Here is a 13,535-nt window from a genome sequence, read left to right on the forward strand (position 1 = left end):
TATGGAGCATGCTCTCAGTCCCGCGACCCTTGCCGAGCTGCGCCGGCCGCGGCCCTACCCGGCCGTGTCGGTGCTGACGCCGACCCACCGCCGCAGACCCGACAACGCCCAGGACGCCGTCCGGCTGCGCAATGTGGTGGCCGAGGCGAAGAAGCAGCTGGAGGCCGATCCCGCCGTCACCCGCGAACGCCGCCTCGACGTCGTCGAGCAGCTCGACCAGGCGCTCGCCGAGGTCGACCTGGCACACACGGAGGACGGACTCGCGATCTTCGCGGCGCCGGGCGAGCACCAGGTGTGGACACTGGCCCGCAGCGTGCCGGAGCGGGTGGTGCTCTCGGACACCTTCCTGACCCGCAACCTCGTCGCCGCCCATGCCGCACAGCGGCCGTTCTGGGTGCTGTCCCTCTCCGCGGACCACGTCACGCTGTGGAACGGCGGCACGGACCGCGTCACCCAGCACCACGGCGATGGTTTCCCGATGACCCGCGACCGCGAGAACTTCGACGCCGAGCGCCAGGAGCGGATCGGCGACCAGCCCAGCATCTTCCGCGACGAGGACACCCGGCACTTCCTGCGCGAGGCCGACAGCGCCATGAGCGCCGTCCTGCGCGAGCGTCCGCGCACGCTGTACGTCACCGGGGAGACCGCCGCGCTCTCCCTCGTCGACGAGATCGGCACCGTCACCAAGGACGCCGAACACCTCTCCCACGGCGGGCTCGCCCAGGCGACGCCCGACGCCGTGTGGCAGGCGATCCGCCCCCTCGTCGACGCCCACGACCGCAAGACGGCCGACGGTGTGGCGGAGGAACTCGAGAACGCGCGGGGGCGCAAGGAGTTCGCCGCCGGGCTGGACGAGCTGTGGCGCAGCGCGACCGAGGGCCGGGTCCGGCTGCTCGCCGTCGAGGAGAACTACCGCGCTACGGTGCGCGACGACGGCGACCACCTCGTGCCCGCCGAGAGCGGTGATCTGGACGCCCGCGAGGACATCGTGGACGAGATCGTCGAGCAGTGCCTGGAGACCGGAGCCGAGGTCCGCTTCCTCGCCGACGGCGCGCTGACGGACGCCGACCGCATCGCGGGGGTTCTGCGCTACTGATCCACGGCCGACAATCTGAGCGGAAGACCGGACTGTCGGCGTGAGAGGTGCGGAGCGCGTGAGCGGACTACTGGGTGTGGCGGTTCTGGGTGCGGGACACATGGGGGCGGACCACATAAGGCGCCTGGACCGGACGGTGAGCGGTGCCCGGGTCGCCGCGGTGGCGGACCCGGACACCGACCGGGCCAAGGAGGCCGTCGCGGGCATCGACGGGGTGTCGGTGCACGCGGACGTCGCCGCCGCGCTGGACGCGCCGGGAGTCGGCGCGGTACTGATCGCCTCACCCGGTCCCGCCCACGAGGAGGCCGTGCTGGCCGCGCTCGGACGCGGGCTGCCGGTGCTGTGCGAGAAGCCGCTGACGCCGGAGTCGGCGGGAGCGCTGCGGGTGGTGGAGGCGGAGGCGCGGCTCGGGCGGCGGCTGACGCAGGTCGGGTTCATGCGGCGCTACGACGCCGAGTACCTGCGCCTGAAGTCCCTGCTGGACAGCGGCCGTCTGGGCCGGCCCCTCATGCTGCACTGCACGCACCGCAATGTGGCGTCGCCGCCCGGCTTCACGACCGCGATGCTGATCAACAGCTCCGTGTCGCACGAGATCGACGCGGCACGCTGGCTGCTGGGCCAGGAGCTGACGGCCGTGACCGTGCTGCGGCCGCGGCCCTCGTCGGGGGCGCCCGAGGGGCTGGGCGATCCCCAGCTGGTGCTGTTCGAGACCTCGGAAGGCGCCCTGGTGGACGTGGAGATCTTCGTGAACTGCGGATTCGGCTACCAGGTGCGCTGCGAGGCGGTCTGCGAGACGGGGAGCGCGCGGATCGGCGACGAGCACACGATGGTCGTGACCGACGCCGGCGGTGCGCGGGAGGACGTGGCGCGGGACTACCTCGTGCGGTTCGCGGACGCCTACGACCGCGAGGTCCAGGCGTGGGTGGACGCGACCCGTGAGGGCCGGGTGGCAGGACCGAGCGCCTGGACGGCTACGCGGCGGCCGTCGTCGCCGAGGCGGGTGTCCGCGCGCAGGAGAGCGGCGCGCGGACGGCCGTCGAAGCGGCCCCGCGCCCCGGCCTGTACGCCTGAGCCGAGGGGAGCCCGCGGACGTCTTCGGGCGGGTCCCGTCCCGTGCGGGCGTAAGGACGCGGAACCCGCCCGAAGGCAGTCGCACAGATGACCCTCGAACAACAGATTGGACGAGGGTCCGACGTCTCCCGATGAGCCGTCAAGTCGCGTACTCTGTCTACGACTTGATCCGGTACGAGCGTACGCGATCGGGTCGAGCCGCATCGGCCGGGAGGACTGCGGCATATGCCAGATGCACGACCGCGTCGGGTGTCGCCAAATCCCTTACAGGGCGTCGTGCGCTGTGCCACAGTCGTGATGGTCCTTCCGACTTCCCGGGTCGCACCGTCCCCGCATCGGAGTACGTCATGTCCCCCCATCTCTCTGCGGACAGCCCCGCCGCCCAGCCGCCGCCGAGCGGCACGGTCGACGCGCTCATCTCGCAGACGCGGCGGCTGCGCGGAGAGATGGACGCGGTACGACGTGACGCTCCCGCCGACGGCACCGATCCGCAGGGCCGCTGGCAGCGCGCCCTCTGCGACCTGGCGATGCACCAACTCAACGACCTCGACGCACACTTGGCGCAATTGCGCGACGGGCCGCCGCCCGTGCCCGCGCCCCCAACGGTCCGCCCCGAGCGGGCCGAGCCCGACACACCCCTGCACGGCTCCCTCCTCAGCCGGGTGGGCAGCGCCGAATGGAACCTGCTGACGGACGAGGCCAGCTGGTCCGGGGAGCTCTACCAGATCCTCGGCCGCGACCCCGCCGCTCCCCCGCTCACCCTCGACGAGCTCCCGGCCCTCGTGCACGACGAGGACCGGTCGATGCTCACGGCGATGGTGACCGACTGCCTCATCGACGCCAAACCCATCGACGGGGAGTTCCGCATCCGGCGTCCCGACGGCGGGGTGCGGACCGTGCACATGATGGGCGAGCCCGTCCTGCACACCGACGGCAGCACCGCCTCCATGTGGGCCGTCCTGCGCGACGTCAGCGAACTCCGCCGCAGCCAGCGCACCGTGAGCGAGACCCGGGACTCGCTGCAACGCCAGCGGCACTTCGCGCAGACCGAACGCCGGCTCGCGGCCGAGTTGCAGGAATCCGTGCTGCCCTCCCTGCGCGGCTCCCCGCGCCCCCTGCACGAGGGACCCGGGGCGCTCGACCTCGCCGGCCGCCACCTGACCTCCGCCACGGGGACCCTGATCGGCGGCGACTGGTACGACGCCATGGAGCTGCCCGGGGACGAGACGCTGCTCAGCGTCGGCGACCTCACGGGCCACGGGGTCGCCGCGGCCTCGGGCATGGCCACACTGCTCGGCGCCCTGCGCGGCATGGCCATGGCGGGCACCCGGCCCGGGCAACTCTTGTCCTGGCTCAACCAGTTGATGGACGCCACCGGCCAGCCCGCGCTGGGCAGCGCCGTCTGCTGCCGCTACCGCCCCGAGACCCGCACCCTGACCTGGGCGCGGGCAGGACATCCCGCCCCGCTGCTGTTCCGCGGCGGGACGGGACGCGCCCTGACGGCGCCCGAGGGTGTGCTGCTCGGAGCGACCCCCGGCGCCGCGTACGGGCAGGCCGAGGAAACCCTCGAAGAGGGCGACGTGCTGCTCCTGCGCACCGACGGACTGGTCCCGCGACGCACCGGGACGGCCGCCGTGCGGCGACTGCTCGGCCTGGCCCCGCGCCTGTGCGCGGCACGCACGGCCCTGGACTGCGTACGAACGGTCGTCGAGGAGTGCGGCGAGACGGAGCGCGAGGCCGACGCCTGCGTGCTCGTCGCCAGGGTGATGTCCTGACCCGGCCCCTCACGCCCGGGAGCTGTTGCCTCCCCTGGGCTTCAACGCGCCCTTGGGCAGCGACAGTTTGATCTCCTCACGCAGGTCGTGGATCTTCGGGTAGCTGGAGTACTGCCCGGTGAGCCGGTACATCTCGCGCAGTCGGTCCCAGGTGCGCTGGGAGGAGTTGGCCCCCATCGACGTCAGCGCCAGTCGCGCGTAGCGGTCGGCCTGTTCCGGGTCGTCGGCGATGAAGCAGGCGGACGCCAGGGAGATGTGGTCGAAGATCTTGGAGCGCTCCCGTCCGGACCCGCGCAGCTTGAGTGCCTCCTTCGCGTGACGCTGCGCGGTGGCGGCCGCCGACGGCTCGTGCTCGGCGAGGGTGCGGTAGGCGAGCGCCTGCATCCCGTGCATGTCGGCCTCGTCGAACATCTGCATCCAGCTCGGCGGCGGCACGTCCCCACGGTCGGAGACGAACAGGTCCTCCGCCTCGCCGAGGGTGCGCCGCATGGCCTGGCCCTTGCCCATCGACGCCTGTGCCCAGGCCTCGATGGTGTAGAGCATGGCCTGCGTCCGGGGCAGCATCTCGTCGCCCGAGCCGGACTTGGCGAGCTTCATGAGGTCGAGTGCGTCGTCGGGCCGGCCCAGGTGCACCATCTGGCGGGCCGCCCGGGAGAGCGCCTCGCCGGCACGGGGCCGGTCTCCGCCCTCGCGGGCCGCGTGGGTGGCGATGATGAAGTACTTCTGAGCCGTGGGCTCCAGGCCGACGTCGTGCGACATCCAGCCCGCGAGGACGGCGAGGTTGGCGGCGACGCCCCACAGGCGCCGCTGCAGATGGTCGGGGTGCCGGTAGGAGAGCATGCCCCCTACTTCGTTGAGCTGGCCCACCACAGCCTTGCGCTGGAGGCCGCCACCGCGGGCGGCGTCCCAGGCCCGGAACACCTCGACCGAGCGCTCCAGTTCCTCGATCTCCTGCGACCCGATGGGGGCGGCCTCATAGCGGTCGAACCCAGCGGGGTCGGCGTGCAGGGGGTTGTCGAGTTCCGGAGCGTCGGCGGTCAGGGCCGGATCGGTGTGCAGCCAGTCATGCATGGCACTGCTGAGTGCTGATCCCGCGGCGAGCGCGGCACCCGCGCCCACCAAGCCGCGTCGGTTGAGCATGAGGTCCATTCCCGTGAATTCGGTGAGGACCGCAGCCGTACGGTCGGGCGCCCACGGCACTCCGTCGGGATGTTCCACGTTCCCGTCGCCTTGCCGCTTCCCCGCGCGCCCGTGCCGGACCAGGCCGAGGTCCTCAATGGTCACGACACGGCCGAGTCGCTCGGTGAACAGCGCCGCCAGCACCCGCGGCACCGGATCGCGCGGGATCTCTCCCATGTCGATCCAACGCCGCACCCGTGAGGTGTCGGTCGCCAGCTGGGGGTGGCCCATGGCCGCCGCCTGCCTGTTGACCATCCTCGCGAGTTCACCCTTGGACCAGCCGGCCAGGCCGAACAGGTCCGACAGGCGGGTGTTGGGTTGTCCGTTCACGTCAAGCCCCCAGGTTCTCGGCTGAAATCGACAGTAACCGCCTGTCAGTTGCTGAGCGACTATTCGCCAGGGTTCGCCAGGGTGCGCCAGATGGTGTGCCAGTGACCCCCGGGTGTCAGGTAGGAACGCGCCACCCCGACCCGGTTGCCGCTGGGGCACTCCCCAGGGTGCATCAGGGCGACCGGGCGGGTTGACGCCGCAATTCGCAGGCACACGAAGGGATCTGTATCGCCCATGTACACAGCATCGTCCTCCGTGTCCGCTCCGCCCCGGTCGCTCCACTCCCGCCCGGCGGGCAGCGGCCCCTACCTCGACCCCGCGCGCCAGGCGGCGGGCCCCGTGCTCGGCGCCGGCAGGACGCGGCGTGTTCCGGGGCCAGGTGCCCAACCGCTCAGCGGGAGACTCGACTTGTCCGGCCCCCAGGGCGCGCAGCTGCGCACGGCGATCGCGTCGGTGCACCGGATCTGTCCGGAGTTCGCTCCGGTGCAGGTACTGCGCCGCAGCGGACGCTCCGTGCTCCTGGTCGGCACCACCGGCCGCAGCACCGCCGTCGCCAAGTGCTTACTGGACCACTCCCCCATCTGGGCGGAGCGGATCCGGCACGAAATAGCTGCCTACCGCTCGTTCGTCCGGCACCGGCCGCCGGTCCGGGTGCCCCGGCTGATCGCGGCGGACCCGGACAACTGCACCCTGGTGATCGAGCGGATGCCCGGTCGGGTCGCCGCGCTGCAGCGCCACCCTCTGGAGACGCCGCCGCGCGCGGACATCCGGGCGGCACTCAGCGCGATCTGCCGGCTGAACGCGTGGCGGCCGCCGGCGGGGACCTTCCATGCCCCGCTGGACTACGCGGAGCGGATCTCCCGCTTCCATGAGCTGGGTCTGCTCACGGACCGGGACATGGGTGATCTCCAGAAGCTCGTGCACGGCATCGCGCATTCCACGGGCCGTCAGGGCATGGGCCAGTTCTGCCACGGCGACGCCCTCCTGTCGAACATCCTGCTCTCACCGGCCGGTCCGGTGCTGGTGGACTGGGAGCACGCGGGCTGGTACCTGCCGGGCTACGACCTGGCGACGCTGTGGGCGGTCCTCGGTGACGCCCCCATGGCGCGGCGCCAGATCAGTCAGCTCGCCCAGGCGGCGGGACCGGCGGCACGCGACGCCTTCCTGGTCAACCTGATGCTGGTACTGACCCGCGAGATCCGTACCTACGAGACGGCCGTGCAGCGTTCGATGCACGACACGACCCCGGCGGCACCGGGACCGGCCCATCCGGGTGCTGCGCCGTCCGGCGAGGAACAGCGGCTGCTGCTGAGGCGGCTGCACGACGACTGCCAGATGGCCCGCAAGGCCGTCCGAGCGGCGGTCGGCACTCGCTGACGGGGGATGGCGGTCCGCGGTACGCCCGGGACAGGGGCGTACCGCGGACCTTCGTCATGTCCGGGCGCGAACCGGGTCCAGAGGTCCACGCCACTGACGCCCCGCAGGCCGCCACGCCGCCGCCACGAAACTCCCTTCGACCGCCTCTGACATGGGAAAGCGGCCTCTGCTGGGCATGATTGACGGATCGTCGGAGAGCGGGTACCACTGACCCACGTCGGGCCCGCCCCACCCACCGCGCCCGACCGTCCCAGGAGGCCGCATTGCGAGGAACCGCCACCTACCCCAACGCCCCCGGCACATCCGGACGCGTACGCAGGACGGCGGTCGCGGTCGCCTCGGCCGCTCTGCTGCTGCCGCTGCTCGGCGCCGCCCCGTCCGGCACCTCGGCACCGGAGCCCGCCGGGAGCCTGCGGGGCGCCTTCGCCGCCGCGGCGGCCGAGTACCGGGTCCCGCAGAGCGTGCTGCTCGGCGTCTCCTACCTCCAGTCCCGCTGGGACACGCACGGCGGAGCGCCGAGCGTCTCGGGCGGCTACGGGCCGATGCACCTCACCGATGCCCGCACCGCGCTCGCCGAGAGCGGTGCGCGCCACCACTCCGAGGGCACGGAGGACGCCCGCGGCGACGGCTCGCGTGCGCCCCTGCTGCCCGGCACGAAGGTGCCGCGGAACGCTGAACTGCCCGCACGGCTCACGACGTTGAGGAAGGCGTCCGAGCTGACCGGGCTCTCGCCCGAGCGGCTGCGCACGGACGCCGCCGCCAACGTGGCGGGCGGCGCCGCGCTGCTCGCCGCCGCCCAGCGGCAGCTGGGTGAACCCCTGAGCGGTGACCCCGCCGACTGGTACGGGGCGGTGGCCCACTTCTCGGCCGCCGACGACAGCGCCACCGCGGCGGCGTACGCCGACGACGTGTACGACGTCATCCGCGGGGGCGAGCGGCGCACCACCGACACCGGAGAGCGCGTGACGCTCGCCGCGCGGCCCGCGCTGCGGCCGGACACCGCGCAGCTGCGCCGCGCCGGTCTGCGCCAGGCCTCCGCCGAGGGCACCGAATGCCCGGCGAACGTGTCCTGCGAGTGGATCCCGGCGCCCTACGAGGAATTCGGCGACGGCGACTACGGCAACCACGACCTGGGCGACCGGCCCGCGGCACAGCGCATCGAGTACATCGTCGTCCACGACACCGAGGGCGCCTGGGAGGGCGTCCTGAACATGGTCCAGGACCCGACGTACGTGTCCTGGAACTACACGCTTCGCTCGACCGACGGCCACATCGCGCAGCACGTGAAGGCCAAGGACGTCGCCTGGCACGCGGGCAACTGGTACGTGAACGCCAAGTCGGTCGGCCTGGAGCACGAGGGCTTCCTCGCCTCTCCGGACGCCTGGTACACGGAGGCGATGTACCGCTCGTCGGCGCGGCTGGTGACGTACCTGGCCAGGAAGTACGGCATCCCGCTGGACCGCCAGCACATCCTCGGGCACGACAACGTGCCGGGCCCGACCGCGTCGACGGTGCCCGGCATGCACACGGACCCGGGCCCCTACTGGGACTGGCAGCACTACTTCGCGCTGATGGGCCGTCCCTTCCACCGCACGGCCAAGGCCGACGGCGGGCTGGTGACGGTGCTGCCGAAGTACGCCGAGCACAAGCCGCTCTACACGGGCTGCGTCACCAAGGGCGAGCCCTGTGCGGCCCACGGTTCCAGCGAGGTGCGGCTGTACAGCCTGCCCGACGAGAGCTCGCCGCTGATCAAGGACATCGGTTTGCGGCCCTCCGGGGGCGACTCCACGACCGACGTGAACGACATCGGCTCACGCGTCTCCACCGGCCAGCGGTACGCGGTGGCGGAGCGTGACGGCGACTGGACGGCGATCTGGTACCTGGGCCAGAAGGCCTGGTTCAAGAACCCGAGGAAGCAGCCCACGGCGGTGGACGCCACGGGCCGGGTGGCGACCCCGAAGGCCGGTCTGAGCGAGGTCCCGGTGTACGGACGCGCGTACCCCGAGAAGGAGGCGTATCCGGCGGGCGTGCCGGTGCAGGCCGTCTCCCCGCTGCCGTACAAGCTGCTCGCGGGCCAGCGCTACGCGGTCGGCGCCACGGTGGCCGGCGAGTACTTCTACGCGCCGACCTTCGACACGGCCCCGCACAAGGTCGTGATCGGCAAGGACAAGTACTACGAGATCCAGTTCGGCCACCGGGTGGCCTTCGTCCGGGCCGCCGACGTGGAGCTCACCGGCTCCGCCTCGTAGCGCCGCGCACGGAAAGGGCCGGGTCCGCGTCGCCGCGGGCCCGGCCCTGTCGTCTCCGGGGGTGCCTGCGCTCCGGCACCGGGAGTCCCGTCCTGGGCTCAGCCCTGCTGGAACAGTTCCGCCGGCAGCGGCTTCAGCAGCGCGTACAGGTCGTCGGTGATGGGGCGGTCCCAGGCGGCGATGGTCACCAGGACGTTGTCACTGCGGTCGAACTGGACGCACGAGATACGGCTCTCGGAGAGCTTGAGGCGGCGCACGATCAGCAGGTTGTCCCCCTGCATCACCGGCATGTCCTCGGCTCCGACGACCGTGACCTCCTCCTCGTTCTCCAGCGCGAGCAGGAGCTGCGCCACCTCGAACGGGACCTCGTCCTCCTCGATGTCACGGGCCGGGGAGCCCTCCGGCAGATTGCCGATGATCATCGCGGGGCCGCGTCCGCCGAACAGGTCGTAGCGCAGGAAGACGCCCTGGCAGCTGCCGTCGGGGGCGGGGAGCAGGCCGGCGCCGAGATTGCCCGGCCAGTCGCCCGGGTCCATGGCCAGCACGTCGAAGTCGGGGCCGGCGGGTGTGGCGCTGCGGCGGCGGAGGAAGGACATGCCGCCATGGTACGTGCCCGGGCGGGTGCGGGGCCCTGGGGGCGCCGGGGCGGGCGGCCGGGAACACGGCCGGGACGTCACCCCGGCCCACGGCGCACCGCCGGTCACTCCCGTCCGGCCGACGCGCACCCTCGGGGCCCTGGACGTCTTCGCGTACATGCCCTCGCCGTGTGCGGGCGGGCAGGACGGCGGCGGGCGTGGCGGCCGGCCGCGGTCCGCGGTGGAGCGGCGGTGGCGCCGGACAGTCGCGCGCGGGAGGGGGCCGGCCGACCCCCTCCCGGCCGGCGGGAGGGGGTGGCGGGGCAGGCTCTCAGGTGAGGGCCGGGCTCTCTAGTGGGAGTCCGGGCTGTCAGGTGAGGTCGAACTCGCCTTCGCGTGCCCCCGACACGAACGCGCCCCATTCGGCGGGCGTGAAGATCAGCGAAGGGCTCTGCGGGCGGCCGCTGTTGCGCATCGCGATGAAGCCCTCGACAAAGGCGATCTGGACGTCTCCCCGTCCTCGGCTGCTGGACTGCCACTCGGCGTTGCTGAGATCCAGCTCCGGCTTGTCCCAGCCCGCGAGCGGGTGCTGCTCGATGGTGCTTTCGGCCACGTCCGTGCTCCTCCCGGTTCGTCGTCCGCCGCCAGCCTAGCGATCGGTTCGGGTGGCGGACAGGCCACGTGAGGGGGACGGGTTCAGGAGACCGGAGGCGCGGCGCCGACCAGCCACATCGAGAAGAACTGGGATCCGCCGCCGTAGGCGTGCCCCAGCACCCGGCGGGCCCCGTCCACCTGGTGCTCTCCCGCCTGTCCGCGCACCTGGAGCGCGGCCTCCGCGAAGCGGATCATGCCGGAGGCCCCGATCGGATTGGTGGAGAGGACCCCGCCCGACATGTTGACGGGCAGGTCGCCGTCCAGCTCCGTCACGCCGGACTCGGTGAGCTTCCAGCCCTCCCCCTCGGCGGCGAAGCCGAGGTTCTCCAGCCACATCGGCTCGTACCAGGAGAAGGGGACGTACATCTCGACGGCGTCGATCTCCCGGCGCGGGTCCGCGATGCCCGCCTGCCGGTAGACGTCGGCGGCGCAGTCCTTGCCGGCCTGCGGCGACACGAAGTCCTTGCCTGCGAAGAGCGTGGGCTCACTGCGCATCGCCCCGCCGTGCAGCCAGGCGGGCGGGCGCGGCGAACGGGCCGCGCCGGCCCGGTCGGTGAGGACCATCGCGCAGGCCCCGTCCGAGGACGGGCAGGTCTCCGAGTAGCGGACCGGGTCCCACAGCATGGGCGAGGCCTGGACCTTCTCCAGGGTGATGTCGTGTTCGTGGAGATGCGCGTACGGGTTCTTGAGCGCGTTGCGGCGGTCCTTGTACGCGACCAGCGAGCCGACGGTGTCGGGGGCGCCGGTGCGCCGCATGTAGGCACGTATGTGCGGGGCGAAGAAGCCGCCCGCGCCGGCCAGCAGGGGCTGCTGGAAGGGGACCGGCAGGGACAGGCCCCACATGGCGTTCGACTCCGACTGCTTCTCGAAGGCCAGGGTCAGGACGGTGCCGTGGACCCGTGCGGCGATCAGGTTCGTGGCGACGAGTGCCGTCGAGCCGCCGACGGAACCGGCGGTGTGGACCCGGAGCATCGGCTTGCCGACGGCGCCGAGCGCGTCGGCCAGGTACAGCTCGGGCATCATGACGCCCTCGAAGAAGTCGGGCGCCTTGCCGATCACGACGGCGTCGACGTCGGCCCAGGTCAGCTCGGCGTCGTCGAGGGCCCGCCGGGCGGCCTCGCGGACCAGGCCGGCGACGGACACGTCGTGCCGGGCGGCCACGTGCTTGGTCTGGCCGATGCCTACGACGGCCACGGGCTCCTTGCTCATCGGGCGTCCCCTTCGAGTACGGCGACCAGGTTCTGCTGGAGGCAGGGCCCGGACGTGGCGTGGGCGAGCGCGCGGTCCGACTCCCCGCGGTGGACGCGGGCGGCGGCCTCGCCGATGCGGATGAGCCCGGCGGCCATGACGGGGTGGGCGGCGAGCGCGCCCCCGGAGAGGTTCACTCGGACGTCGTCGCCGAGCCGCAGCGCCTTGCGCAGGACCACCTCCTGCGAGGTGAAGGGGGCGTGCAACTCGGCTGTGTCGACCGGTCGTTCGAAGGCGCCGGCCTTCTCGGCGGCGAGGCGCGTGGAGGGCGAGTCCGTCAGGTCGCGTACCCCGAGGGAGTGCGCCTCGATGCGGTGGTCGATGCCGCGGATCCAGGCGGGCCGCTCGCACAGCTCACGGGCGCGGTCGCCGGCCGCGAGGACGACCGCCGCGGCCCCGTCCCCGACGGGCGGGCAGTCGCCGGTGCGCAGCGGGCGCACCGCGTAGTCGCCGTGCGGTACGGAACCCCGCAGCTGGGCATGGGGGTTGTGGGCCGCGGAGGCGCGGCTGCGGGACGCGACGGCGGCGAGGGCGCCCTCGTCGGTCTCACCCGCGTCGATGAGCGCCTGCGCCTGGAGCGCGGCGAGGGCGACCGAGTCCGGCCACAGAGGCGCCACGTAGTACGGGTCGAGCTGGCGGGTCAGGACGTCCCGTACGGAGCCGGGCGACGACTTGCCGTAGCCGTACACGAGCGCGGTGTCGGCGTCGCCGGTCAGCAGCTTGGTCCACGCCTCGTACAGGGCCCACGCGCCGTCCATCTCCACGTGGGACTCCGAGATCGGCGGCCAGGCACCCACCCCGTCGAGCGCCATGGTGAAGGAGAAGGCGCGGCCGGCGAGGTAGTCCGAGGAGCCCGAGCAGGTGAAGTCGATGTCGCTGGTCCGCAGGCCGGTCCGGTCAAGGACCTCGTGCAGGACCGGGAGGAGCATCTCCACCTCGGAGAGCTCGTCGCTGGTGCGCCGGTGGTCGGTCTGCCCGAAGGCGACGACGGCGATGTCCCGCATCACAGCAGCTCCTTGTACGCCTCGTAGTCCGCGTCGGGTTCGCCGGTGGGCCGGTAGTGGTCGGGGTACCGGCCCCCGTCCGTCCAGACCGGTTCGACCCGCAGCCCCATGCGCACCTGGTCGTAGGGGATGCCCGCGATGCGGCCGTGCAGGGCGAGGTCGGCGCCGTCGAGGGCGATGTGCCCGTAGACGTAGGGCACTTCGATGTCGAGGTTCTTCGCCTTGATGTTGACGATGCAGTACGTGGTGAGCGTGCCGCGCGGGCCGACCTCGACCTGCTCCGACGTGGCGACCCCGCAGGTCGGGCACGCTCCCCGGGGCGGGACGTACACCTTGCGGCAGGACGGGCAGCGTTCGCCCACCGTGCGCCGGTCGGCGAGGGCGTTGATGAAGGCGGTCTGGGCGCGGCCGGGCGAGTACACGTAGTCGAGGCGGGCGGGGGCGACGATGCCGGTCACCATGTCGTCGAACCGCCCGTCGTGGGGTGCCGGTTCGGCCGCGCCCGCCCGTCCGGGCGACTGGGCGCTGACGCCGGGCGGGTCCTCGTGCGGTTCGAAGCAGGCGATGTCCGTGATGGCGCCGGAGCGTTCCCCCGCCCAGCGCACACGGACGCGCATGCCGGTGCGGACGGCCTCGGGTCCGGGGGCGTCGAGGGCGTGCAGCAGGGCGGTGTCGGCTCCGTCGAGGCGGACGAGCACCCAGGCGAAGGGGGTGCCGAGGGGCTGGCCGCGTCGTGGCGCGTGGTTCCACGCCCAGGTGGTGACGGTGCCGGTGGGGGCGACCTCGACGAGGTCGCGTATCTCCTCGGCGGTCACGGGGTCGTACTCGACGGGCGGGACGAGCGTCCTGCCGTCGGTCGTCCGCACCCCGAGCACGACCCGCTCGCGCAGACCGGTGAGGAAGGCGCTCTGGACGGGGCCGAGCGAGCGGGTGAAGGGGAATTCGAGGACCAGGGGGGCTTTGAGGACTTCGGGCAT

Annotated in this window: 10 protein-coding genes and 1 pseudogene; 5 read left to right on the forward strand and 6 right to left on the reverse strand. The window is 72.7% G+C overall.

The genetic code is table 11. The annotated features are described in order from the left end of the window. Position 1: 1 nt before the first annotated feature. From ACZ4VA_RS11510 to ACZ4VA_RS11520, 3 genes and pseudogenes are all read left to right on the forward strand, one after another. The gene (locus ACZ4VA_RS11510) at positions 2–1,096 is read left to right on the forward strand and encodes a baeRF3 domain-containing protein (RefSeq protein ID WP_356164327.1); all 1,095 of its coding nucleotides are present in this window, start codon (positions 2–4) and stop codon (positions 1,094–1,096) included. A 58-nt stretch (positions 1,097–1,154) separates the two neighbouring features. After that, positions 1,155–2,167: pseudogene (locus ACZ4VA_RS11515) on the forward strand (Gfo/Idh/MocA family protein). 347 nt (positions 2,168–2,514) lie between these two features. Next, on the forward strand, positions 2,515–3,942 hold the full coding sequence (locus ACZ4VA_RS11520) for a PP2C family protein-serine/threonine phosphatase (RefSeq protein WP_468080966.1): 1,428 nt from the start codon (positions 2,515–2,517) through the stop codon (positions 3,940–3,942). Positions 3,943–3,951: 9 nt separating this feature from the next. Here the strand turns inward: ACZ4VA_RS11520 and ACZ4VA_RS11525 are convergent, their stop codons facing one another. Further along, complete coding sequence (locus tag ACZ4VA_RS11525) at positions 3,952–5,451, reverse strand: DNA-binding protein NsdB (RefSeq protein WP_356164333.1); 1,500 nt, start codon at positions 5,449–5,451, stop codon at positions 3,952–3,954. Between the two features lie 234 nt (positions 5,452–5,685). Here ACZ4VA_RS11525 and ACZ4VA_RS11530 point away from each other — a divergent pair, with 234 nt between their 5' ends. Together ACZ4VA_RS11530 and ACZ4VA_RS11535 are read left to right on the forward strand one after the other, a co-directional pair. Further along, positions 5,686–6,828, forward strand: a complete 1,143-nt coding sequence (locus ACZ4VA_RS11530; protein ID WP_356164335.1) for an aminoglycoside phosphotransferase family protein — start codon at positions 5,686–5,688, stop codon at positions 6,826–6,828. 263 nt (positions 6,829–7,091) lie between these two features. Further along, the gene (locus ACZ4VA_RS11535; RefSeq protein WP_468080969.1) at positions 7,092–9,077 is read left to right on the forward strand and encodes an N-acetylmuramoyl-L-alanine amidase; all 1,986 of its coding nucleotides are present in this window, start codon (positions 7,092–7,094) and stop codon (positions 9,075–9,077) included. 98 nt (positions 9,078–9,175) lie between these two features. Here ACZ4VA_RS11535 and ACZ4VA_RS11540 read toward each other — a convergent pair whose 3' ends face one another. The 5 genes from ACZ4VA_RS11540 to ACZ4VA_RS11560 form a co-directional block, all read right to left on the reverse strand. After that, a complete protein-coding gene (locus tag ACZ4VA_RS11540; protein WP_356164339.1) occupies positions 9,176–9,673 on the reverse strand; it encodes a hypothetical protein in 498 nt (165 codons plus the stop codon). A 349-nt stretch (positions 9,674–10,022) separates the two neighbouring features. Beyond that, on the reverse strand, positions 10,023–10,265 hold the full coding sequence (locus tag ACZ4VA_RS11545) for a DUF397 domain-containing protein (protein ID WP_028799506.1): 243 nt from the start codon (positions 10,263–10,265) through the stop codon (positions 10,023–10,025). 83 nt (positions 10,266–10,348) lie between these two features. Beyond that, entirely contained in the window at positions 10,349–11,515 is a 1,167-nt protein-coding gene (locus ACZ4VA_RS11550; RefSeq protein ID WP_356164341.1) for a thiolase domain-containing protein, read from the reverse strand. Continuing rightward, complete coding sequence (locus ACZ4VA_RS11555; protein ID WP_468080972.1) at positions 11,512–12,558, reverse strand: thiolase domain-containing protein; 1,047 nt, start codon at positions 12,556–12,558, stop codon at positions 11,512–11,514. Before ACZ4VA_RS11555 ends, ACZ4VA_RS11550 begins: the two co-directional genes overlap by 4 nt. Further along, on the reverse strand, positions 12,558–13,535 hold the full coding sequence (locus ACZ4VA_RS11560) for a Zn-ribbon domain-containing OB-fold protein (RefSeq protein ID WP_356164345.1): 978 nt from the start codon (positions 13,533–13,535) through the stop codon (positions 12,558–12,560). Before ACZ4VA_RS11560 ends, ACZ4VA_RS11555 begins: the two co-directional genes overlap by 1 nt.

Source organism: Streptomyces sp. NPDC028308 (assembly GCF_055565855.1).

What these genes read in the sequence shown, in the direction of transcription:
- ACZ4VA_RS11510 (WP_356164327.1), top strand. Translation starts at nt 2, where the DNA reads ATGGAGCATGCTCTCAGTCCCGCGACCCTTGCCGAGCTGCGCCGGCCG.
- ACZ4VA_RS11520 (WP_468080966.1), top strand. Translation starts at nt 2,515, where the DNA reads ATGTCCCCCCATCTCTCTGCGGACAGCCCCGCCGCCCAGCCGCCGCCG.
- ACZ4VA_RS11530 (WP_356164335.1), top strand. Translation starts at nt 5,686, where the DNA reads ATGTACACAGCATCGTCCTCCGTGTCCGCTCCGCCCCGGTCGCTCCAC.
- ACZ4VA_RS11540 (WP_356164339.1), bottom strand. Translation starts at nt 9,673, where the DNA reads ATGTCCTTCCTCCGCCGCCGCAGCGCCACACCCGCCGGCCCCGACTTC.
- ACZ4VA_RS11550 (WP_356164341.1), bottom strand. Translation starts at nt 11,515, where the DNA reads ATGAGCAAGGAGCCCGTGGCCGTCGTAGGCATCGGCCAGACCAAGCAC.
- ACZ4VA_RS11555 (WP_468080972.1), bottom strand. Translation starts at nt 12,558, where the DNA reads ATGCGGGACATCGCCGTCGTCGCCTTCGGGCAGACCGACCACCGGCGC.
- ACZ4VA_RS11560 (WP_356164345.1), bottom strand. Translation starts at nt 13,535, where the DNA reads ATGCCCGAAGTCCTCAAAGCCCCCCTGGTCCTCGAATTCCCCTTCACC.